The organism is Pseudomonas sp. QE6, from assembly GCF_041379005.1.
GTDB lineage: Bacteria > Pseudomonadota > Gammaproteobacteria > Pseudomonadales > Pseudomonadaceae > Pseudomonas.
This window is the reverse complement of sequence record NZ_CP166873.1, coordinates 5993772-6013228: the sequence shown is the minus strand read 5'-3', so window position 1 is coordinate 6013228 and position 19457 is coordinate 5993772. Positions and strand designations below refer to the sequence as shown.

The following is a 19457-nucleotide window of genomic DNA, read 5'->3' as shown; positions in this document are numbered from 1 at the left end:
GGGGGTGAGACGGGTCAGCCGATATCGGCGAGGAAGGAGCGGGTGCGTTGCTGCTGCGGCATGCGGAACACCTCCTGCGGCGTGCCCTGCTCGACGATGTTGCCGTCGGCCATGAACACCACGCGGTCGGCGACCTTCTCCGCGAAGCGCATCTCGTGGGTCACCACCATCATGGTCATGCCGCTGCGGGCCAGGCTTTCCATGACGGTCAGCACGCCGCCGACCATTTCCGGGTCGAGTGCCGAAGTCGGTTCATCGAACAGCATCGCGTCGGGTTTCAGCGCCAGCGCGCGGGCGATGGCCACCCGCTGCTTCTGGCCGCCGGAAAGGTTGCCGGGGTAGACGTCGCGCTTGTCCAGCACGCCGACCTTCTCCAGCAGTTCCTCGGCTTCGGCGCGGGCCTGGCGCGGGTCGATGCCTTGCAACTGGGTCGGGGCGATGGTGATGTTCTCCAGCACGGTCAGGTGCGGGAACAGGTTGAAGTGCTGGAACACCATGCCGACCTTCATGCGCAGACCGTTGAGGTAGTGCTCCTGGGCGCGGTGGCTGCGTCGGCGGTCGTTGATCAGCTGGCCCTGGAAATGGATCTCGCCGCGGGTAGGCTGTTCGAGCATGTTCACGCAGCGCAGCAGGGTGCTCTTGCCCGAGCCGCTGGGGCCGATCAGCACCATCACCTCGCCTTTGCGCACGCTCAGGTCGATGCCCTTGAGCACCTCCAGCGGGCCGTAGTGCTTGTGGATATCTTTCAGCTGGATCTGTACGTCGGCGGTGTTCATGCCCGTCCTCCCTTGAGCAGCAGGCGTCGCTCGAACACTTGCAGCAGCAGGCTGGTGATAGTGGTCAGCAGCGCGTAGATCAGCGCGCAGGCGAAATACAGCTCGAATGGCTTGAAGGTCGCGCCCACCAACTGCTGGGTGCGCATGAACAGCTCGGCCAGGGTGATGGTGGAGACCAGCGAGGTGTCCTTGATCAGGATGATCAGGTTGTTGCCCAGCGGCGGCACGATCAGCTTGAAGGCCTGCGGCAGGATGATCAGGCGCATGGTGCGCACGGTGCCGAAGCCCAGCGAGCGCGACGCCTCGATCTGCCCGTGGGGGATGGCCTGGATGCCGGCGCGGATGGTTTCGGCGTTGTAGGCGCCGACGTTCAGCGCCAGGCCGATCACCCCGGAGGTGAAGGGCGACAGTTCCAGGCCGAACTGCGGCAGGCCGAAGTAGATGATGAACAGCTGCACCAGCAGCGGCGTCGAGCGGATCAGCCAGATGTAGCCGGCGGCGATCCAGCGCAGCAGGGCGTGGCGGGACAGGCGGGCGAGCGCGGCGAGCAGGCCGATCAGCAGGCCGAAGACGATGGCCAGCAGGGTCAGCTCGACCGTGACGCCGGCTGCCTTGAGCAGCATAGGGAGGTAGTGGAGCACCAGGTTGAAGTCGAACATTCTTATTCTCGGGATGGGTCTCTGGAGCCATTCGTGGTGGGCGAATGGCGATTCCTACAAATTATTTTAATACCCAGGTGTTCGATCCAAGACCCATGCCTTGCAAGGGTTTCGGTTGTTCGAGAACACGGGGCGAGTCTTGCATTGACAAAAAAGAGCGTCAATTTATGATCTTTTTTCATCATTTGACCGGCCAGGATGCATCCCCACCATGCGTACCGAGTTCAGCCTGCGCGACCTGGAAATCTTCCATGCCATCGCCACCACCGGTTCGACGCGCCAGGCCGCGGTGCAACTGGGGCTGACCCAGTCGGCGGTGAGTCACGCCCTGGCGCGGCTGGAGGAGTCGCTGAAGATTCGTCTGTTCGCCCGCGAGAACCAGCGCCTGCAGATCACCGCGGCGGGGCGCTACATGCTCAACGAGGCGATCCTGCTGATGGGCAACCTGGCGCGCATCGAGGAGGACCTGTTCGTCCTTCAGGACAGTGGCGTGGCGTCATTGAAGCTGGGCTGTGCGCCGGGACTTGGCCACCGTTTCGGGCCTGGTCTGGTGCAGCGTTACCTGCAGGCCCATCCGGGCATCGCGGTGTCGCTGGACGTGGCGGCCAGCGGACGACTGATCGCCGAGGTGGAGGCTGGGCGGCTGGACATGGCGCTGGTCTCCTACGAGGTGCACGAGCCCAACCTGCTGTTCGCGCCCATGGTCTCGGCGCGCATGCGCGTGCTGATGCCGGCGGCAAGCCCGTTGGCGGAGAAGGCGGAACTGGAACTGGTCGACCTCGACGGGCAGACGCTGATCAAGCCGATCCAGTCCGACCACCTGATTTACCGTGACAACAGCCTGCGCCGCCTGCTGCGCCATGAGCTGCAGTCGAGCCTGTCGTGCATGGGGACGATGATCGAGATGACCGGCGGGCTGAGCCTGGTCAACGCGATCACCGCCGCCGACCTGTGCGAGAACCCGAAGCTGGTCAGCCGGCCCTTCGCGTTGGAGCAGTGGTTCAATTTCTACCTGGTCTACAAGCAGGAGCTGAAGAGCAACCGCCTGATCGGCGACGTGCGTCTGGCGCTGGCGCAGGTGGTCGAGGCGATGCAGATGCGTGAGGATTGTGCCGGGGCGTTGCGCCTGCCGGCAGTGTAGAGCGGGCGGCCGAGGCCGCCCGTCGACATCACGCCTTGCGCCGGGGCGCGAGGAAGCCGTTGAAGAACTGCTCGGCGTTGTCCTGCAGGCTTTCCAGGTGGTAGCCACCCTCCTGCACGATCAGTGTCGGCAGATTCAGCTCGCCGATCGCTTGGCCGAGGCGGCGGAAGCCGTCGCCGGTCACCGCGACCTGGGACTGCGGGTCGAGCTCGTAGATGTCGAAGCCCAGCGACAGCACCAGGGCGTCCGGCTCGAAGCGGCGCAGCGCGGCGATGGCCTGTTGCAGACGGTCGAAGAACACCGACTCGGGCGAGCCGTGGGGCATGCCCAGGTTCAGGTTGTAGCCGTAGCCGGTCCCGGCACCGCGTTCGTCTTCGTAGCCGGCAACCACCGGGTAGAAGTTGGTCGGGTCGCCGTGGATCGACACGTAGAGCACGTCGTCGCGCTCGTAGAAGATTTCCTGGATGCCTTGGCCGTGGTGCATATCGGTGTCCAGCACGGCGACGCGGGCGTGGCCCTTGCGCAGTTCCTGGGCGGCGATGGCGGCGTTGTTCAGGTAGCAGAAGCCGCCGGCGGCGTCGCGCCGGGCATGGTGCCCCGGTGGGCGGCAGAGTGCGTAGGCCTCGGGCTGGCCGTCGAGCAGCGCGTGGGCGCCGGCGATGGCGCTCTGCGCCGACCAGTAGGCGCCGCGCCAGGTCTGCTCACCCACCGGACAGCTGCCGTCGGCCAGGTAGCGCGCGGCCTTGGCCAGGATGCCGCGCAACGGATTGGGTTCGCGGATGAAGACGTTGGAGATCACCTCCTCGCCCCAGTCCTGGCCGGTGGCTTTCCATTCGCCGTGGGCTTCTTCGAGGAAGCGCAGGTACTCGGGGCTGTGCACCGCGCTGAGCGGTCGCATGCCGTAGTCGTCGGGCTGGCGCAGATCGAAGCCCAGCCGTTCGACCGCCTGCAGCAGGCGCCGAGGGCGCTCGGGCACCTCCTGCGGCACCCGCATCTGCCCACGGGACAGGTAGGTGCGGGGATGGTGGAGGTACTGGTCGGGATGGAAGTAGGTCAGCATTGCGCGGTGTCCTTCAACGGATGTCGGTGCCCAGCCATTTCTCGCTGATGCCCTTGTAGGTGCCGTCCTTGTCGAGGTCGGCGAGCGCCGCATTGATCGCGGCCTTCAGCTCGGGGCTGTCCTTGCGCACGGCGATGCCCATTTTCTCCGGGTAGAGCAGGGCGCCTGCCGGGCGCGCGTCCAGGTGGCGGTCGCGAATGGTCAGCAGGCCGGCGATCTTGTCGGTGACGAAGCCGTCGATGCGCTTGTTCTGCAGGTCGAGGAGGATGTCCGGCAGGCCCTTGTAAGTCTTCAGGGTGACGTTCGGCTTGTGCTCGCGCAGCCAGGTTTCGTAGGTCTCGCCCAGGGTGATGCCGATGACCTTGCCGTCCATCTCGTCGATGCCTTGCAGCGGGCTGTCCTTGCGCACGAAGAGCTGCGCGCCGGAGAGGTAGTAGGGCTCGGAGAAGTCCACCGCCTTCATGCGCTCGTCGGTGATCGCCAGGCTGCCGATGATGGCGTCGTACTTGCCGGCGAGCAGGCCGCCGATGATGCCGTCCCAGGCGGTGGTGACCGGCTTGGCGGTGACGCCCAGGCGTTGGGCGATACCGTCGCCGATGTCGACGTCGAAGCCCTGCAGCTTGCCGTCCATGTCGATGAAGCTGAAGGGCGGGTATTTACCGGTGAGGGCGAAGCTCAGTTCGCCTTTCTGCCTGATGCCGTCGAGGTCGCCGGCGTGGGCGGAGAGGTGGGTGAGGCAGGCGGATGCCAGCAGCAGGCAACCGGCCAGGGCGCGCATTGTTCTTGTCATTGGCGGAGCTCCCGGTGGTGGGTGAGGAAGTGCCCGGGAGTGTTCCAATCGCCTCTTTTCGCGTCAATCTATGTTGTTTTTCAATCACATGAGTCGTTTGGCTAAGCACCCGCGCAGGGCTTGGCCCGGACATGAAAAAGCCCCGCATGGGCGGGGCTTTTTCATGGAGCCAACGAACTCAGCCGCGACGCGACAGCGGCTGGCGCTCGAAGTTGACGCCGGCCAGGCCGGTGCTCTGCAGGGCGCGGATGTTGGCGTGGTCGGTGCCATCGGGGTTTTCACGCACGGCGCGGTAGTGCTCGCCGAACGCCAGCAGCGACTCTTCCTGGCTCAGGCCTTCGAGGATGGCGAAGCCCAGGGTCTTGCAGGAGCCTTCGTTCTGCCCGGCGGGGTTTTCCACGGTGCCGTTGCTGAAGGCGCTGGGGGTGTAGCTGTAGTGCTCGGCGATGTACGCCAGGGTGTCGGTGAACAGGTGCTGCTCGCTGCGCAGGCGCGCGCGAAAATCGTTGAGGGTCATCAAGGCAAACTCGTTAGTGCTTCTTCGCGTTATCGAAGGCCGCCTGCTGGGCTGGCGACGCTTCCGTCTGATACTTGGCCTTCCATTCGGCGTAAGGCATGCCGTAGATCTCTTCGCGGGCCTGGTCGGGGCTGACCGCCAGCCCCATGTCGTCGGCCGCGGCCTTGTACCACTTGGACAGGCAGTTGCGGCAGAAGCCGGCAAGATTCATCAGATCGATGTTCTGCACGTCCTTGCGGGTGCGCAGGTGCTGCACCAGGGTGCGGAACGCGGCGGCTTCAAGTTCGGTGCGCTGTTCGTCGGTCAGGTTCAGGGGCTCGGTCATGGCGTATCTCTCATTGGGCGCAACAGAGGCGCATGGCGGGGCTGGCGCGATTCTATAGAGCGAGGCGATCGGCCAGCAACGCCCGTTGGCCGACTGGTACGAGCGTACGGCTTGCGCGACCGACCGGTCAGCGTCGGGCGGCCAGCGCGATGGACACCGACTCGGCGAAACGCAGGGCGTGCGGCTTGTCCACTTCCACTTCAGCGTAGTGCACCGCCGGGTTGCTCATCACCAGGTCGAGCAGTTCCTGGGTCAGGCGCTCGAGCAGGGCGAAGCGGTTTTCTTCCACGTGGGCGATGATCGCCTTGGTGATGGTGCGGTAGTTCAGGGCATGATCGATGTCGTTGACCTGCACCGCATCGCCGGCCGGGTAGAGGATGGTGAGGTTGATCAGCACATCCTGCTTGTTGAGGATCTCGTCCTCCTTGATGCCGATGTAGGTGCGCACGCGCAGATCCTTGACCCGGATTCGCGCCATGCCTGGCTCCAGCTGCGTCATTTCACTTGCTCCGTCCGATCAGTTGCAGGAATTCCTGGCGGGTGGTGTTGGACTCGCGGAACGCGCCGAGCATCACCGAGGTGTTCATCACCGAGTTCTGCTTCTCCACCCCGCGCATCATCATGCACATGTGTTGCGCCTCGATCACCACCGCAACGCCGGCGGCGCTGGTGACCTGCTCGATCGCCTCGGCGATCTGCCGGGTCAGGCTTTCCTGGATCTGCAGGCGTCGGGCGAACATGTCGACGATGCGTGCCACCTTCGACAGGCCCAGCACCTTGCCGGTGGGAATGTACGCCACATGGGCCTTGCCGATGAAGGGCAGCAGGTGATGTTCGCACAATGAGTAGAGCTCGACGTCCTTGACGATGACCATTTCGTCATTGTCCGAGGCGAACAGCGCGCCGTTGACGATCTCCTCCAGCGTCTGCCCGTAGCCGTGGCAGAGGAACTGCATGGCCTTGGCCGCGCGCTTGGGCGTGTCCAGCAGGCCCTCGCGGTCGGGGTCTTCGCCGAGCCCTTTGAGAATCTCACGGTAGTGGCGAGACATGTCTTCGATCATTGGGGGAATCCTCGCGCCCGCGCCGGGCGGGTCATTTCAGGTGCCGGCCGCCGTTGATGGTCAGGGTGGTACCGGTCACATAGGGGCTGTCGAGCAGGTAGCGCACGCTCTGGTAGATCACGTCGGGGCCGGGCTCGATGCCCATGGCGGATTTGGCCAGGGTACGGGCCCGGTAGGCGTCGTCGTCGCCCGGGTTGAACATGATCAGTGCCGGCGCGATGCCGTTGACCTTGATATGCGGGGCGAAGCGCGCGGCGAAGGACAGGGTGAGGTTGTCCAGGCCGGCCTTGCTGGCGCAGTAGGCGATGCGATTGGCGCTGCCCTTGCGGGCGACGTCGTCGGAGAGGTGGATGATGTCCGCCGGGGCGCCGCGCTCGGCCGCGTCGCGTTCGAGCAACGGTGCGCAGCGCAGGTTGATCAGGTAGGGCGCGAGCATGTGCAGGCGGAACAGTTCGCCGAAGGCGTCGGCCTCATGGCCGGGCGCTTCGGTGATCCAGGCCGAGGCGTTGTGGATGATCGCGCGCAGGCGGTCGGTATGGGAATTCAGGGTATCGATGAAGGCGAGGATGCCGGCTTCGTCGGCCAGCTCCGCGTGCAGGCAGGTCGCGCCCAGCTGGCGCAACTCATCGACGCCGGGTTTCTCCTGGCGGTAGGTCGCGATCACTGGATGGCCGTCCTGCAGCAGGCGTTTCGCGCAGTGCAGACCGATGCGTTGGCTGGCGCCGGTGATCAGGATGGGAGCCGGGGTATTGCCCATGCGCGCCTCGTGGAATCGGGGAAAACGGCGCTGCGGGAAATATCCGAGCGGCCGGGTAGGGCAAAACTATACCAGCCCCGGCGCGGCCCGGCACGGATGGGGCATAATGGGTGGCCTTGTCTTGCCTTGTGGGAGTGAACATGAAAGTCGCCATTCTGTCCGGCTCGGTCTACGGAACCGCCGAAGAGGTCGCGCGTCACGCCAAGCGCCTGCTCGAAGCGGCCGGTTTCGAAGCCTGGCACGACCCGCGCGTCACCCTCGATGGCCTGCTGGCGTTCGGCCCCGAGGCGCTGCTGGTGGTGACTTCGACCACCGGCATGGGCGACCTGCCGGACACCTTCCAACCGCTGTACTACGCACTGCGCGACCGCCTGCCGAACTGGCGCGACCGTCCGGGCGGCGTGATCGCCCTGGGCGACTCCAGCTATGGCGATACCTATTGCGGCGGCGGCGAGCTGGTGCGCGAGCTGCTGGTGGAGCTGGGCATGCGTGAAGTGGTGCCGATGCTGCGCCTGGACGGCAGCGAGACGGTGGACCAGGAGACCGACGCCGAGCCCTGGATCGCCGAGTTCATCGCCGCGCTGAAAGCCTGATGCACCCCCGCGCCCGTTATCTGATCGATACCCTGGGGCTCGCCCCGCACCCCGAGGGCGGCTTCTATCGCCGGGTGTTCGATTCGTCCCTGATGGGCGCCAATGGCCGCCAGCAATCCTCGGCCATTTTCTTCCTGCTGCCCGGCGGCACGGTCAGCCGCTGGCACCGCATCGATGCCGACGAACTCTGGCACTACCACGAAGGCGGTCCGCTGGAGCTGCTGGTGGCCGAAACACCGGAAAGCCTGCGCATCGAACGCCTCGGTCCGGTGGGCGAGGGCAGCCTGCCGCAACGCGCGGTGCCCGCCCACGCCTGGCAGGCGGCGCGTTGCCTGGGGGATTACGTGCTGGTGGGCTGCACGGTATCACCGGCGTTCGAGTTCGCCGGGTTCAGGCTGCTGGCCGATGATGCCGATGCGCAGCGGGAGTGGCCGAAGCTGATCGGGGCGTTTCCCGAGTTGCTGTAAAGCGGTTCGCGAGCAAGCTCGCTCCTACAAGAGCGGGGTCGGTACAGGGATTGCCCTGTAGGAGCGAGCTTGCTCGCGAACCCGCATCACGCCGTGCCCATCGGATGCAAGGGCATCTCCTCCATCAACGCCAGCCACGCCTTGGCCGCGTTCGACAGGTACGCGTCGCGCCGCCAGATGAAGCTGATATCCCAGCGCAGATCCGGCTGGCTCAGCAGCACACGCGCCACGCCCGGACGTTCCAGGTCCTCAGCCACGACCCGCGGCAGCAGCACCACCCCTTGGCCGGCGGCGACCAGCGCGCCGAGGAAGTCCGCCTGGCCGCTGCGGCCGCCTTCCTTCGGCTCGAAGCCGGCCTCGCGGCAGGCGCGCAGCAAGCGGTCGTTGAGGGTGAAACTCTGCTGGTAGAGCAGGAAGGGCGTATCGGCCAGCTCCACCAGGCTCAGGCTCTCCCGCGTCGCCAGCGGATGATCGGCCGGGAGCAGGGCGTCGAGCGGCTCGTTGCAGAACGGCTGGTGGTCGAACGCCGGGTCCTCCGGGGTGAGGCCGCCGCCCAGTTCCAGTTCGCCGCTGTAGACCAGCTCTTCCATGGTCTTGCTGCCGCCCTCGATCAGGTGCACGGCGATGTTCGGGTAGCGCCGCCGGTACTCGGCGAAGCGCCCGGCGAACAGCGCGTCGGCGCCCAGCAGCGGCAGGCCCAGGCGCAGCTCGCCGCGGTGCAGGCGGGTGAGGTCGTCCAGTTCGGTGAGCAGTTCGCGGCGCAGACGCAGCATGTCCTCGGCGCGCCTCAGCACCACCTCGCCGGCGGCGGTCAGGCGGATATGCGGACCGCTGCGCTCCAGCAATTGCACGCGCAGGCTCTGTTCCAACTGGGCGACCTGCTTGCTCACCGCCGACTGGCTGGCGTTCAGGTGCACCGCCGCCTGGGTGAAGCTGCCCTGGCGCACCACCTCGGCGAAGGTGCGCAGCTGCTTGAATTCCATTCTGGAATGGCTCCGATTCGATCAATTCGCTTTGGGGATGATAGGCGCGGGCGTAGGCTTTGCACCATTCCCGAACGTTTTCTTCCTCCCCCAAAAGCATCGAGACCGCTGCCATGTTCCGCCGCGCCGCCCGCCTGATTTTCGAACTCGCCGTCCTGGCCGCCTTCTGGTGGATCGGCGGCTGGATCGCCACGCTCACCGGCCTGCCACTGCCGGGCGGGGTGATCGGGCTGGCGCTGCTGCTGGTGCTGTTCGCCTGCGGGGCGATCCGCCCGGCCCTGCTGCAGGGCGGCGCCGGCCTGTTGCTGGCGGAAATGCTGCTGTTCTTCATCCCTGCGTTGATGAGCCTGCTGGACTACGGCCCGCTGCTGCGCAGCGAGGGCTGGAAGATCCTGCTGGTGATCACCGCCAGCACCGTGCTGGTGATGCTGGCTACCGCCCTGGCGGTGGAATGGATGTGCCACTGGAGGTCGCGCCATGAGTCTCGATAAGCAACCCCTGTTCTGGCTGGCCGCCACCCTCGGCGGCTACCTGCTCAGCCGCCTGCTGTACCGGCGTTACCAGCAGTACTGGCTGTCGCCGATCGTGTTCGTCCCGGTGCTGCTGTTCGCCCTGGCGATCCCGATGCACGCGACCTACGCCGACTACGCCCGCGACACCAACTGGCTGGTGGCGCTGCTCGGCCCGGCCACCGTGGCCTTCGCCATCCCGATCTGGCAGCAGCGCGCGTTGCTCGCCCGCCACTGGCCGGCGCTGCTGACCGGCATGCTCGCCGGCTCGAGCGTGGCCATCGGCAGCTCCTGGGCGCTGGCCCACGCGCTGGCGCTGGACGGCCAGGTGACCCTGTCGCTGCTGCCGCGCTCGATCACCACGCCGTTCGCCATGGAAATGTCCCATGACCTGGGCGGCGTGCCGGCGCTGACCGCCGCCTTCGTGATGATCACCGGGGTGTTCGGCGCCCTGGTCGGTGGCGTGCTGATGCGCCTGCTGCACCTGCGTTCGGCCCTGGCCCGTGGCGCGCTGCTGGGAGTGGGCGCCCACGGTGCGGGCACCAGCCGGGCCTATGAGTTCGGCGGCGAGGAAGGTTCGGCGGCCGGCCTGCTGATGGTCCTGACCGGGCTGTTCAACCTGCTGCTGGCGCCGGTTCTGGCGTACTGCCTGTAAGCCGCTGAGGTTGGTTTCCATTCGTTGTCGTTGAACCCGGGCGTGGGGCGCCGCCCTGCGCTCGGCTTATGGCCCGTCATTCGGCAAGCCATGCCGGTGGCAACTGTCAGTTCCGTGACAGTCCACCGCTCGCGCCGCTGGCTAGACTGCTGCCTGGCACAACTACAACAACGAAGAGGGTTCCGCCCATGCACGCCGCACACCCGCTGCCCACCGCGAACGTCAAGGACCAGGTCTCCGCCGCCGAATGGCAGACCCGCGTCGACCTCGCCGCCTGCTACCGACTGATCGCGCTGCATGGCTGGGATGACCTGATCTTCACCCACATTTCCGCCAAGGTGCCCGGCACCGAAGACTTCCTGATCAACCCCTTCGGCATGATGTTCCATGAGATCACCGCGTCCAGCCTGGTGAAGGTCGATCTCGCCGGCAAGAAGCTGATGGACAGCCCCTACGAGATCAACCCCGCCGGCTACACCATCCATAGCGCCGTCCACGAAGTCCGCCACGACGTCTCCTGCGTGCTGCACACCCACACCGCCGCCGGCATCGCCGTCTCCGCGCAGAAGCAGGGGCTGCTGCCGATTTCCCAGCAGTCGCTGTTCGTCCTCTCGAGCCTGGCCTACCACGGCTACGAGGGCGTGGCGCTGAACCACGACGAGAAGGCGCGCCTGCAGGCCGACCTGGGCGAGGCCGGCTTCATGATCCTGCCCAACCACGGCCTGCTGACCTGCGGGCCGACCATCGCCGACACCTTCCTGATGATGTTCACCATGCAGCGCGCCTGCGAGATCCAGGTGCTGGCCCAGGGTGGCGGCGCCGAACTGATCATGATCCCGCAGCAGATCCTCGACGGCGCCATGGCCATGGCTGCCGGCGTCACCCGCAGCAAGCAGGGGCTGGGCGGCGCGCTGGCGTGGCCGGCGCTGCTGCGCAAGCTGGACCAGCAGAACCCCGGTTACCGCGACTGATGGCGCTGGACGGCATCGCCCTGCGCGACTGGCGCGCGCAGGGCAGTTCCTTCACCTTCCGCGGCCACCACATCCGCTACTGGAGCGCCGGCAGCGGCGAGCCGTTGCTGCTGATCCACGGCTTCCCCACTGCCTCCTGGGACTGGCATTACCTGTGGCGTCCGCTGGCCGAGCGCTACCGGGTGATCGCCTGCGACATGCTCGGCTTCGGCGACTCCGACAAGCCGCGCGGCCACGATTACCGCATCCTCGAACAGGCCGACCTGAAGCAGGCGCTGCTGGTGCACCTGGACGTACACGAGCCGGTGCACCTGCTGGTCCACGACTATGGCAACAGCGTCGGCCAGGAACTGTTGGCGCGGCACGAGGAGGGCGGGTTCGCCCTGGCCTCCTGCGTGTTCCTCAATGGCGGCCTGTTCCCGGAAACCCATCGCGCGGTGCTGTCGCAGAAACTGCTGCTCAGTCCGTTGGGCGGCCTGTTCGCCCGGCTGTTCAACCGCCGTCGCCTGGCGCAGAACTTCGCCAGGGTGTTCGGCCCCGCCAGCCAGCCATCGGAGGCGGAACTGGACAGCTTCTGGGAGCTGATCCGGCATAACGACGGGACGCGGGTGATGCACCGGCTGATCCACTACATCCTCGACCGCCGCGAGCACCGCGAGCGCTGGGTGGGCGCGATGCAGCGCACTCAGGTGCCGTTGCGGGTGATCGATGGGCCGCTGGACCCGATTTCCGGCGCGCATATGGTGGCGCGTTATCGGGCATTGATCCCCCGGCCGGACACCGTCGAGCTTTCCGGTATCGGTCATTATCCGCAGGTCGAGGCGCCGGAACAGGTGCTGCAGCACTATCTGGCGTTCCGACAGGAAAGGGTTCGATAGATACGGACTGATCCGTCTGGAGATTCGGAACTGACTGATCGTTTGGCTTCGTGTGGCGGCGGTAGCTTCCCCGGATTTGTCCAACCGGAGGCCGCCATGTCACTCAGATCCGTCATTCCCGTCCGCCAGCCCCAGGGTTCGATGCTGTACCGGGCGCTGCTGCACCTGCGCCGGGATTTCGTCTTCGTCGCCGTGCCGGTGCTGTTGCTGTTGGTGGGCATCTGCGCCGCCGGCTGCTATTACGCCTGGATGATCCAGGACTGGGTTCCCGCGGCCCTGGGCGCCCTGGCGCTGTTGCCGGCGTTCGGCCTGCTGCTGTTCTGGAGCGAATATGACTGGTGGCTGTTCAAGCTCGGCCCGCGGGAGGAACTGAACCTGCCAATCCGCTGATCATCCCCCGGCCTTATTGGGCACCATTCGCCCTGATCGTCTTGCTTGTGACCCGATCGCGGCTGCCGGACACTCCGGAAAAACAGACCTGCCTGGAGTTCCTGCCATGAGTGATGCCCTGCGTTTCGACGGAAAAGTCGTGATCGTTACCGGAGCCGGCGGCGGTATCGGCCGCGCCCACGCCCTGCTGTTCGCCAAGCACGGCGCCACGGTGGTGGTGAACGACCTGGGTGGCAGCACTCACGGCGAAGGCGCCAACGCCTCGGCCGCCGACCGCGTGGTGGCGGAAATCCGCGAAGCCGGCGGCACCGCCATCGCCAACCATGACTCGGTGACCGACGGCGAGAAGATCGTGCGCCAGGCCGTGGAAGCGTTCGGCCGCATCGACGTGGTGGTGAACAACGCCGGCATCCTGCGCGACAAGACCTTCCACAAGATGGAAGACGCCGACTGGGACCTGGTCTACAGGGTCCACGTCGAGGGCGCCTACAAGGTGACCCGCGCCGCCTGGCCGTTCATGCGCGAACAGGGCTATGGCCGGGTGATCTTCACCTCGTCCACCTCCGGCATCTACGGCAACTTCGGCCAGAGCAACTACGGCATGGCCAAGCTCGGCCTGTACGGCCTGACCCGCAACCTGGCCATCGAGGGCCGCAAGAACAACATCCTGGTCAACGCCATCGCCCCCACCGGCGGCACTCGCATGACCGAAGGCCTGATCCCGCCGCAGGTGTTCGAGCAGCTCAAGCCCGAGCTGGTCAGCCCGCTGGTGGTGTACCTGGGCAGCGAAGCCTGTCAGGAGACCTCCGGCCTGTTCGAAGTGGGCGGCGGCTGGATCGGCAAGGTGCGCTGGGAGCGCAGCCTGGGCGTGGGCTTCGACCCGCGCGAGGGTTTCAGCGTCGAGGACGTGGCGGCCAACTTCGCGCAGATCTGCGATTTCGAGAACGCCGTGCACCCGAAGGACAACGTCGAGGCGCTGCGCGAGATGATGGCGAACCTGCAGAAATACGCCGGTTGATCCGGCCAGCCTGACCGGCGGAACGGCCAGCGGGCTGTTCCTCGGCGGCAGACGCAGTAAGGTGAAAGGGCCGGCTCATAGTCGGCCCTTTGCTTTTCTGCCTCGATGCCCAAGGAGTTCGCCATGAGCGTGATAATCGAGAGGAACGGCCCGGTGACCACCCTGGTGATCGCCCGCCCGGCGGTACGCAATGCCGTGGACCTGCCCACCGCGCAGGCGTTGGCCGATGCCTTGCGCGACTTCGAGCAGGACGAGGAGGCGCGGGTCGCCGTGCTTACCGGCGCCGGCGGCACCTTCTGCGCGGGCGCCGATCTTGCGGCGGTGGCCGAGGACGGTGAGCGGCGCAATCGCCTGGAAACCGAAGGCGACGGGCCGATGGGGCCGAGCCGCATGCAGTTGTCCAAGCCACTGATCGCCGCCATCGAGGGCTATGCCGTGGCCGGCGGGCTGGAACTGGCGCTGCTGGCCGACCTGCGGGTGATGGCCGAGGATGCGGTGTGCGGGGTGTTCTGTCGGCGCTTCGGCGTGCCGCTGATCGACGGCGGCACCGTGCGCCTGCCGCGCATCATCGGTCAGGGCCGGGCGCTGGATATGATCCTCACCGGCCGCCCGGTGGGGGCGCAGGAGGCGCTGACGATGGGCCTGGCCAACCGCGTGGTGCCGCGCGGGCAGGCGCTGGAGGCGGCGGAAGAGCTGGCGCGGGAGATCGCCGAGTTTCCCCAGCGTTGCATGCTGGCCGATCGTGCCAGCGTCTTTACCCAGTGGACCCTGTCCTTCGACGTGGCGATGGCCAATGAATTCCAGGGCGGGATGTCGGTGATCCAGAGCGGCGAGACGGTGGATGGGGCGAAGCGCTTCGCCGATGGGGAAGGGCGGCACGGAGAGTTTTGAGAGACGCAGGTCGATCAGATAAGAGCGCCCTCACCCTAACCCTTTCCCGGTGGGAGAGGGGACTGTCCTGAGCGGCGTTGGCCTCTGTATCATCCGGGCAGAACGGTTCATGTAGTCCGGTGTTTCAGGTGAAACACCGTCAATCCTGCCGGCACAGACTGCTCCCTCTCCCTCTGGGAGAGGGCTGGGGTGAGGGAAGGCCCGAGCTCCGGACCTTCCCTCCACACCAGCAACAGCGCCGATCAATCCCGCTGGATGATCACGTAGGTCTTGCGCACGGTTTCCTGGATATCCCACACGCCCAGGCTGTTCTGCGGCAGCAGGAAGGCGTCGCCGGCCTGGAAGGCGATGGTCTCGCCGCCGTCCGGGGTGAAGGTGCCGCGGCCGGAGATGAAGTGGCAGAACTCCTGCTCGACGATCTGGCGGCGCCAGCGACCGGGGGTGCATTCCCAGATGCCGGTTTCCACGCCGTCGCTGCGCTCGATGGATTCCACGCGGGTTTCCGACACCGGCTCGCCCAGCGGCACGGCCACCGGGTTGGCGGCACCGAGTTCGGCGTGCAGGGTGTTCTTCAGGTGGGTCAGTTTCATTCGGGGCTCCAGTGGGTTTCTTCTAGTGGCTGATCAGCCGACCTTCCAGGTCATCAGGCCTTCCATGGTCGCGGCGAGCTTCTCCGCCAGGCGGCGGCGCCACGGGGCGCTGTGCGGGTTGGCCAGCACTTCGTCTTCATGCACGAAACTGCGGATGATCGCGTTGTAGCCCAGCCAGCGGCACGGCTCGGGCTCCCAGCCGCGCAGGCCGTCCTGCACGCTGCGGTCGTCGATCACCCAGGGCTGCCGGGTCAGTTCGCTGTGCTGGCCGAGGATCAGGTCGGCCAGGGTGCGGCCACCCAGGTTGGTGGCGCCGACGCCTTCGCCGCCGTAACCGCCGGAAAGGGCGATGCCGTTGCGACGGTCGATCAGCATGTGCGGGTGGAAGCGCCGCGACATGCCGAGGTTGCCGCCCCAGGTGTGGGTGATGCGTACGTCCTTCAGGCGCGGGAAGAGTTCGCCGAACAGATAGCGACGCAGTCCCACTTCATCGTCGGTGAGGCTGAAGTCGGTGCGCAGCTTGCCGCCGAAGCGGTAGCCGCCACGGGCGCCGAAGGCCAGGCGGTTGTCGGCGGTGCGCTGGCCATAGGTGACCTGGCGGCTGAATTCGCTGAAGGCCTGGCCCTGCGCAAGGCCAATCTCGGCCCAGACCGATTCCGGCAGCGGTTCGGTGGCCACCAGCAGGCTCTGCACCGGCAGTTGGTAGTTGCCCAGCGGCGGCAGGTCGGCGGCGTAGCCTTCGATGGCCGGCACCACCCAGTGCGCTTTCAGCTCGCCTTGCGCGGTGCGCAGCAGGCCCGGCGCCCAGTGGGTCACGCGGCTCTTCTCGAAGATCTGCACGCCCTGGCGCTCCACGGCGTGGGCCAGGCCACGGACCAGCTTGGCCGGGTTGATGGTGGCGCAGTGCGGGGTGTGGATCGCGCCCAGTGCGCTGGGAATGCGCAGCTGTTCGGCGAGCTGGCTGGCGGTGAGCCAGCGGTAGTCGTCCTCGGTCAGGCCCTCGGCATGGAGGTGCGCGAGGTAGTCGCGCAGGCGGCGTTCCTGCTCCGGATAGCGCGCGGCGGTGTAGAGCACGCCGCCCTTGCGGTAGTCGCAGTCGATGCCCTCGCGTTCGAGCACGCGGGCGACTTCGTCGGGGATGTCGTGCAGCAGGTCGTAGGAGGCGCGGCGCTGTTCCGGGGAGAGGCCGGCGAGCAGGCGGTCTTCGCCGAGAATGTTGCCCATCAGCCAGCCGCCGTTGCGACCCGAGGCGCCGAAGCCGGCGGTCTCCGCCTCGACGATGGCGATCTTCAGCTGCGGCGCGCGCTGCTTCAGGTAATAGGCGGTCCACAGTCCGGTGTAGCCGGCGCCGGCGATGGCTACGTCGACGTCCAGCGTGCCTTGCAGCGAGGGCCGCGGGACGAGGTCGTCGTCCAGTTGGTTCATCCACAGACTGATATGACGCCATGCCGACATAGACGACTCCGGAGGGGAAGTGGGGGAATGTCGTCAAGCCTAGAGGTGGCGCGGGCTGCTGTCGTCTGCGCGGGTACGCGGGGAGTGCCCGCGCGCCCGCCGACAGCAGCCGGTCAGGCGTCGTTCTGCTCGTCGCGCAGGCGCTTCAGGTATTCGCGCGGGGACTGCCCGGTGTGCTGGCGGAAGCAGCGGTAGAAGGCCGACAGCGAGTTGAAGCCGGCGGAGAACGCCAGTTCGTCGATGCGCGCCGGCAGCGGCGGGCGCAGCTGGCCGAGCAGGTGGGTGAGGCGCGTCTGGTTGACGTACTGGTAGAAGCTCAACCCCATCACCTGGTTGAGCAGGTAGGAAATCTGGTTGCGGGTGTAGCCGGTGGCGTTGGCCACTTGCGTGAGGTCCAGGTCCGGCGCCAGGTACGGCTGGCTCTTGCTGAAGTAGTGCTCCAGGTCGCTGGCCAGTTGGCTCAGCTGGCGTGGCGAGAGACCCAGACGGCTGGTGGCCGGGCGCGGGTCCGCCGCCTGCGGGCGGTGCTCGGCGCCTTCACGCACCACCGAGGCGTACTCGTTGATCCGCCAGATCAGGCCGTCGCGCACGGTGATGGCTTCGCTGGAATGGAAGGTCGCCAGGCGGCCGCTCAGGGTCACCGCGATGCGGTACTGGATGAACGCGGTGTCGCCATCCACGCGGATGCGGTCGATGTGGTCGAGGAACTCTTCCGGGCGGCTGGGCATGGTGCCCTGCACGTAGTCGCGCAGGTCGGCATAACCCAGGGTGCGGTTCTGGAAGAAGTCGTTGTACTCCACCTGCGGATGGTAGAGCGCGAGCACCGCTTCGAGGTCGCGATGCTTCCAGCATTCGTGATAGCGCAGCACCACCTCGCGGGTCTGTTCGGTGAGGTGGCTGTCGGTCGGGCGTTGGTCGATGGCGTGCATAGGTTGCCAAGGATGCCAAACAACCCTGCCCCTCGGGTAGTGGCAATGGCCGCTGCACTATCCAGATGCTCGATGGCCCGTCATTGCCTGCGCCAATGTCGCCCGGAAAGGGCCGTGGCAGAGCAGGGATTCACTCTTTCGGGCGACGCCGCGAATACCACCTTGGAGCGCTTACTCCCCACCGGGGGCCTGAGTAGGGTGTAGCCACCTCGACACCGTCAGGAGAGCCGCATGACAACAAAAACAAGGCGCGGATTCTTCCAACCGCAACTTCTCGCCACCGCTGTCGCCCTGGGATGCGCCGCCCAGGCTCAGGCCGTTTCGTTCAACATTGGGGAGATCGAAGGACAGTTCGATTCCAGCCTGTCCGTGGGGGCCAGCTGGAGTACCCAGAGTCCCAAGCAGGATCTGATCGGTTCCGCCAACGGCGGCCACGGGATGACCCAGACCAACGACGACGGGCGCCTGAACTTCCGCAAGGGCCACACCTTCTCGAAGATCTTCAAGGGTATCCACGACCTGGAGCTGAAGTATGGGGACTTCGGCGTCTTCACCCGGGGCAAGTACTGGTACGACTTCCGCCTGGAGGATGAAGGCACCGAGTGGAAGCCGATCTCCAACAGCGGTCGCAAGGAGGGCGCCAAGTCCTCCGGGGCGCAGCTGCTCGATGCCTTCGGCTACTACAACTATTCCATCGCCGACATGCCCGGCACCGTGCGCCTGGGCAAGCAGGTGGTGAGCTGGGGCGAGAGCACCTTCATCGGCAACAGCATCAACGCCATCAACCCCATCGATGTCTCCGCCTTCCGCCGGCCCGGTTCGGAAATCAAGGAAGGCCTGATCCCGGTGAACATGCTCTACATGTCGCAGAGCCTCACCGACTCGCTGTCCGTGGAAGGCTTCTACCAGCTGGAGTGGGACCAGACGGTGCTCGACAACTGCGGCACCTTCTTCTCCACCACGGACGTGGCGGCCGACGGCTGCAACACCAACTACAACATCCTCGACAAGAACACCGTCACCGCACTGAACGCGCCGGCGACCAAGGCGCTGCTCAACTCCCTGGGCGTGACCGTCACCCCCGAGGGCCTGATGGTGCCGCGCGGCGCCGACCGCGATGCTCGCGACTCCGGACAGTGGGGCCTGTCCCTGCGCTGGCTGGGCGATGACGTCGAGTACGGCGCCTACGCCATGAACTACCACAGTCGCACACCCATCGTGAGCATGCAGAACGCCAGCGCCGCCGATATCGGCAATGCCCTGCGCGCCATCGGCGCGGGCGCTTCGGCGCTGGCACAGCCGATCCTGCTGGGACGCGGCCACTACTTCCTCGAGTACCCCGAGGACATCCGCCTGTATGGCCTGAGCTTCTCCACCACGCTGCCTACCGGCACCGCCTGGCAGGGCGAGTTCAGCTTCCGGCCGAACATGCCGCTGCAACTCAACACCACCGACCTGACGCCGCTGTTGGCCACCACCGTGGCCGGCGGCTTCGCCAGCGGCGGTGTGGCGGGCGCGCTGGCCCAGGCCGAGCAGGTCAACCACGGCTACATACGCAAGGACGTGAGCCAGGCGCAGACCACCTTCACCCACTTCTTCGACCAGGCCATGGGCGCCGACCGCGTCACCCTGGTGGGCGAAGTCGGCGTGACCTACGTCGGCGGCATGACCCGCGAGGTCGGCGAACGCTACGGCCGCGATTCGGTGTACGGCGTGCCGGAGAATGCGGTGGCCGATGCCCAGTACGGCAGCGGCGGCTTCTACACCTCCTCGTCCTGGGGTTACCGCGCCCGCACCATCTGGGACTACAACAACGTGTTCGCCGGGGTGAACCTCAAGCCGAACATCGCCTGGTCCCATGACGTGCATGGCTACGGCCCGGTCTTCAACGAAGGCAGCAAGGCCGCCAGCGTCGGTATCGATGCCGACTACCAGAACACCTACACCGCGAGCCTGAACTACACGAACTTCTTCGGCGGCGATTACAACACCATCGTCGACCGCGACTTCGTTTCGCTCAGCTTCGGCGTGAACTTCTGACC

24 protein-coding genes are annotated in these 19457 nt (G+C 66.4%); 11 read left to right on the top strand and 13 right to left on the bottom strand.

All coding sequences use genetic code 11. The features are described 5' to 3' along the window. Positions 1-14: 14 nt before the first annotated feature. Complete coding sequence (locus ACAW63_RS27450) at positions 15-776, bottom strand: amino acid ABC transporter ATP-binding protein (RefSeq protein WP_371230622.1); 762 nt, start codon at positions 774-776, stop codon at positions 15-17. Next, positions 773-1435, bottom strand: coding sequence for an amino acid ABC transporter permease (locus ACAW63_RS27445; protein ID WP_371230620.1), 663 nt, complete (start codon positions 1433-1435; stop codon positions 773-775). Before ACAW63_RS27445 ends, ACAW63_RS27450 begins: the two co-directional genes overlap by 4 nt. 211 nt (positions 1436-1646) lie before the next feature. On the opposite strand from ACAW63_RS27445, the gene ACAW63_RS27440 reads away from it, so the two are divergent. After that, positions 1647-2576 (top strand): LysR family transcriptional regulator, encoded by a 930-nt coding sequence (locus tag ACAW63_RS27440; RefSeq protein WP_371230619.1) that lies wholly within the window; start codon positions 1647-1649, stop codon positions 2574-2576. A 28-nt stretch (positions 2577-2604) separates the two neighbouring features. Here ACAW63_RS27440 and ACAW63_RS27435 read toward each other — a convergent pair whose 3' ends face one another. From ACAW63_RS27435 to folM, 7 genes are all read right to left on the bottom strand, one after another. Then, entirely contained in the window at positions 2605-3636 is a 1032-nt protein-coding gene (locus ACAW63_RS27435; RefSeq protein WP_371230617.1) for a histone deacetylase family protein, read from the bottom strand. A gap of 13 nt (positions 3637-3649) precedes the next feature. Next, the gene (locus ACAW63_RS27430) at positions 3650-4426 is read right to left on the bottom strand and encodes an ABC transporter substrate-binding protein (protein WP_371230615.1); all 777 of its coding nucleotides are present in this window, start codon (positions 4424-4426) and stop codon (positions 3650-3652) included. 178 nt (positions 4427-4604) lie between these two features. Further along, on the bottom strand, positions 4605-4943 hold the full coding sequence (locus tag ACAW63_RS27425; RefSeq protein ID WP_371230613.1) for a HopJ type III effector protein: 339 nt from the start codon (positions 4941-4943) through the stop codon (positions 4605-4607). Positions 4944-4956: 13 nt separating this feature from the next. Beyond that, the gene (locus ACAW63_RS27420; protein ID WP_275608502.1) at positions 4957-5268 is read right to left on the bottom strand and encodes a DUF1244 domain-containing protein; all 312 of its coding nucleotides are present in this window, start codon (positions 5266-5268) and stop codon (positions 4957-4959) included. Between the two features lie 127 nt (positions 5269-5395). Next, positions 5396-5767, bottom strand: a complete 372-nt coding sequence (folX, locus tag ACAW63_RS27415) for a dihydroneopterin triphosphate 2'-epimerase (RefSeq protein ID WP_275608501.1) — start codon at positions 5765-5767, stop codon at positions 5396-5398. A gap of 1 nt (position 5768) precedes the next feature. Continuing rightward, positions 5769-6329: a GTP cyclohydrolase I FolE gene (folE, locus tag ACAW63_RS27410; RefSeq protein ID WP_371230611.1), complete on the bottom strand. Its 561-nt coding sequence runs from the start codon at positions 6327-6329 to the stop codon at positions 5769-5771. A 31-nt stretch (positions 6330-6360) separates the two neighbouring features. Beyond that, positions 6361-7086 (bottom strand): dihydromonapterin reductase, encoded by a 726-nt coding sequence (gene folM, locus ACAW63_RS27405; protein ID WP_371230609.1) that lies wholly within the window; start codon positions 7084-7086, stop codon positions 6361-6363. 140 nt (positions 7087-7226) lie between these two features. On the opposite strand from folM, the gene ACAW63_RS27400 reads away from it, so the two are divergent. Both ACAW63_RS27400 and ACAW63_RS27395 read left to right on the top strand, forming a co-directional pair. Then, complete coding sequence (locus ACAW63_RS27400) at positions 7227-7679, top strand: flavodoxin (protein WP_371230607.1); 453 nt, start codon at positions 7227-7229, stop codon at positions 7677-7679. Further along, positions 7679-8146 (top strand): cupin domain-containing protein, encoded by a 468-nt coding sequence (locus tag ACAW63_RS27395; RefSeq protein WP_371230605.1) that lies wholly within the window; start codon positions 7679-7681, stop codon positions 8144-8146. Before ACAW63_RS27400 ends, ACAW63_RS27395 begins: the two co-directional genes overlap by 1 nt. 86 nt (positions 8147-8232) lie before the next feature. Here the strand turns inward: ACAW63_RS27395 and ACAW63_RS27390 are convergent, their stop codons facing one another. Next, complete coding sequence (locus ACAW63_RS27390; RefSeq protein WP_371230603.1) at positions 8233-9129, bottom strand: LysR family transcriptional regulator; 897 nt, start codon at positions 9127-9129, stop codon at positions 8233-8235. Positions 9130-9242: 113 nt separating this feature from the next. On the opposite strand from ACAW63_RS27390, the gene ACAW63_RS27385 reads away from it, so the two are divergent. From ACAW63_RS27385 to ACAW63_RS27355, 7 genes are all read left to right on the top strand, one after another. Continuing rightward, positions 9243-9620 carry a CidA/LrgA family protein gene (locus ACAW63_RS27385; protein ID WP_331319220.1) on the top strand — a complete coding sequence of 126 codons (378 nt, stop codon included), beginning with the start codon at positions 9243-9245 and terminating at the stop codon, positions 9618-9620. Beyond that, entirely contained in the window at positions 9607-10293 is a 687-nt protein-coding gene (locus ACAW63_RS27380; protein WP_371230602.1) for an LrgB family protein, read from the top strand. Before ACAW63_RS27385 ends, ACAW63_RS27380 begins: the two co-directional genes overlap by 14 nt. Before the next feature lie 188 nt (positions 10294-10481). Further along, positions 10482-11264, top strand: a complete 783-nt coding sequence (locus ACAW63_RS27375) for a class II aldolase/adducin family protein (protein ID WP_371230600.1) — start codon at positions 10482-10484, stop codon at positions 11262-11264. Beyond that, positions 11264-12142, top strand: a complete 879-nt coding sequence (locus tag ACAW63_RS27370) for an alpha/beta fold hydrolase (protein WP_371230598.1) — start codon at positions 11264-11266, stop codon at positions 12140-12142. The genes ACAW63_RS27375 and ACAW63_RS27370 overlap by 1 nt, the downstream gene beginning before the upstream one ends. A gap of 96 nt (positions 12143-12238) precedes the next feature. Next, positions 12239-12532, top strand: coding sequence for a hypothetical protein (locus ACAW63_RS27365; RefSeq protein ID WP_371230597.1), 294 nt, complete (start codon positions 12239-12241; stop codon positions 12530-12532). A 106-nt stretch (positions 12533-12638) separates the two neighbouring features. Continuing rightward, complete coding sequence (locus tag ACAW63_RS27360; RefSeq protein ID WP_371230595.1) at positions 12639-13550, top strand: SDR family oxidoreductase; 912 nt, start codon at positions 12639-12641, stop codon at positions 13548-13550. 123 nt (positions 13551-13673) lie between these two features. Further along, positions 13674-14441, top strand: a complete 768-nt coding sequence (locus tag ACAW63_RS27355) for a crotonase/enoyl-CoA hydratase family protein (protein ID WP_371230594.1) — start codon at positions 13674-13676, stop codon at positions 14439-14441. 242 nt (positions 14442-14683) lie between these two features. Here ACAW63_RS27355 and ACAW63_RS27350 read toward each other — a convergent pair whose 3' ends face one another. The 3 genes from ACAW63_RS27350 to ACAW63_RS27340 all read right to left on the bottom strand — a co-directional run bounded on the left by ACAW63_RS27350 (position 14684) and on the right by ACAW63_RS27340 (position 17352). After that, positions 14684-15031 carry a cupin domain-containing protein gene (locus ACAW63_RS27350; protein ID WP_371230593.1) on the bottom strand — a complete coding sequence of 116 codons (348 nt, stop codon included), beginning with the start codon at positions 15029-15031 and terminating at the stop codon, positions 14684-14686. A 33-nt stretch (positions 15032-15064) separates the two neighbouring features. Continuing rightward, positions 15065-16486, bottom strand: coding sequence for an NAD(P)/FAD-dependent oxidoreductase (locus ACAW63_RS27345; RefSeq protein WP_371230592.1), 1422 nt, complete (start codon positions 16484-16486; stop codon positions 15065-15067). A gap of 113 nt (positions 16487-16599) precedes the next feature. Then, the gene (locus tag ACAW63_RS27340) at positions 16600-17352 is read right to left on the bottom strand and encodes a helix-turn-helix domain-containing protein (RefSeq protein ID WP_371234812.1); all 753 of its coding nucleotides are present in this window, start codon (positions 17350-17352) and stop codon (positions 16600-16602) included. A 294-nt stretch (positions 17353-17646) separates the two neighbouring features. On the opposite strand from ACAW63_RS27340, the gene ACAW63_RS27335 reads away from it, so the two are divergent. After that, the gene (locus ACAW63_RS27335) at positions 17647-19455 is read left to right on the top strand and encodes a DUF1302 domain-containing protein (protein ID WP_275608485.1); all 1809 of its coding nucleotides are present in this window, start codon (positions 17647-17649) and stop codon (positions 19453-19455) included. Positions 19456-19457: the final 2 nt, after the last annotated feature.

Bases quoted from the DNA above. Each gene is read 5' to 3' on its own strand.
- ACAW63_RS27450 (WP_371230622.1), bottom strand. From the start codon at position 776: ATGAACACCGCCGACGTACAGATCCAGCTGAAAGATATCCACAAGCAC.
- ACAW63_RS27445 (WP_371230620.1), bottom strand. From the start codon at position 1,435: ATGTTCGACTTCAACCTGGTGCTCCACTACCTCCCTATGCTGCTCAAG.
- ACAW63_RS27440 (WP_371230619.1), top strand. From the start codon at position 1,647: ATGCGTACCGAGTTCAGCCTGCGCGACCTGGAAATCTTCCATGCCATC.
- ACAW63_RS27435 (WP_371230617.1), bottom strand. From the start codon at position 3,636: ATGCTGACCTACTTCCATCCCGACCAGTACCTCCACCATCCCCGCACC.
- ACAW63_RS27430 (WP_371230615.1), bottom strand. From the start codon at position 4,426: ATGACAAGAACAATGCGCGCCCTGGCCGGTTGCCTGCTGCTGGCATCC.
- ACAW63_RS27425 (WP_371230613.1), bottom strand. From the start codon at position 4,943: ATGACCCTCAACGATTTTCGCGCGCGCCTGCGCAGCGAGCAGCACCTG.
- ACAW63_RS27420 (WP_275608502.1), bottom strand. From the start codon at position 5,268: ATGACCGAGCCCCTGAACCTGACCGACGAACAGCGCACCGAACTTGAA.
- folX (WP_275608501.1), bottom strand. From the start codon at position 5,767: ATGACGCAGCTGGAGCCAGGCATGGCGCGAATCCGGGTCAAGGATCTG.
- folE (WP_371230611.1), bottom strand. From the start codon at position 6,329: ATGATCGAAGACATGTCTCGCCACTACCGTGAGATTCTCAAAGGGCTC.
- folM (WP_371230609.1), bottom strand. From the start codon at position 7,086: ATGGGCAATACCCCGGCTCCCATCCTGATCACCGGCGCCAGCCAACGC.
- ACAW63_RS27400 (WP_371230607.1), top strand. From the start codon at position 7,227: ATGAAAGTCGCCATTCTGTCCGGCTCGGTCTACGGAACCGCCGAAGAG.
- ACAW63_RS27395 (WP_371230605.1), top strand. From the start codon at position 7,679: ATGCACCCCCGCGCCCGTTATCTGATCGATACCCTGGGGCTCGCCCCG.
- ACAW63_RS27390 (WP_371230603.1), bottom strand. From the start codon at position 9,129: ATGGAATTCAAGCAGCTGCGCACCTTCGCCGAGGTGGTGCGCCAGGGC.
- ACAW63_RS27385 (WP_331319220.1), top strand. From the start codon at position 9,243: ATGTTCCGCCGCGCCGCCCGCCTGATTTTCGAACTCGCCGTCCTGGCC.
- ACAW63_RS27380 (WP_371230602.1), top strand. From the start codon at position 9,607: ATGAGTCTCGATAAGCAACCCCTGTTCTGGCTGGCCGCCACCCTCGGC.
- ACAW63_RS27375 (WP_371230600.1), top strand. From the start codon at position 10,482: ATGCACGCCGCACACCCGCTGCCCACCGCGAACGTCAAGGACCAGGTC.
- ACAW63_RS27370 (WP_371230598.1), top strand. From the start codon at position 11,264: ATGGCGCTGGACGGCATCGCCCTGCGCGACTGGCGCGCGCAGGGCAGT.
- ACAW63_RS27365 (WP_371230597.1), top strand. From the start codon at position 12,239: ATGTCACTCAGATCCGTCATTCCCGTCCGCCAGCCCCAGGGTTCGATG.
- ACAW63_RS27360 (WP_371230595.1), top strand. From the start codon at position 12,639: ATGAGTGATGCCCTGCGTTTCGACGGAAAAGTCGTGATCGTTACCGGA.
- ACAW63_RS27355 (WP_371230594.1), top strand. From the start codon at position 13,674: ATGAGCGTGATAATCGAGAGGAACGGCCCGGTGACCACCCTGGTGATC.
- ACAW63_RS27350 (WP_371230593.1), bottom strand. From the start codon at position 15,031: ATGAAACTGACCCACCTGAAGAACACCCTGCACGCCGAACTCGGTGCC.
- ACAW63_RS27345 (WP_371230592.1), bottom strand. From the start codon at position 16,486: ATGTCGGCATGGCGTCATATCAGTCTGTGGATGAACCAACTGGACGAC.
- ACAW63_RS27335 (WP_275608485.1), top strand. From the start codon at position 17,647: ATGACAACAAAAACAAGGCGCGGATTCTTCCAACCGCAACTTCTCGCC.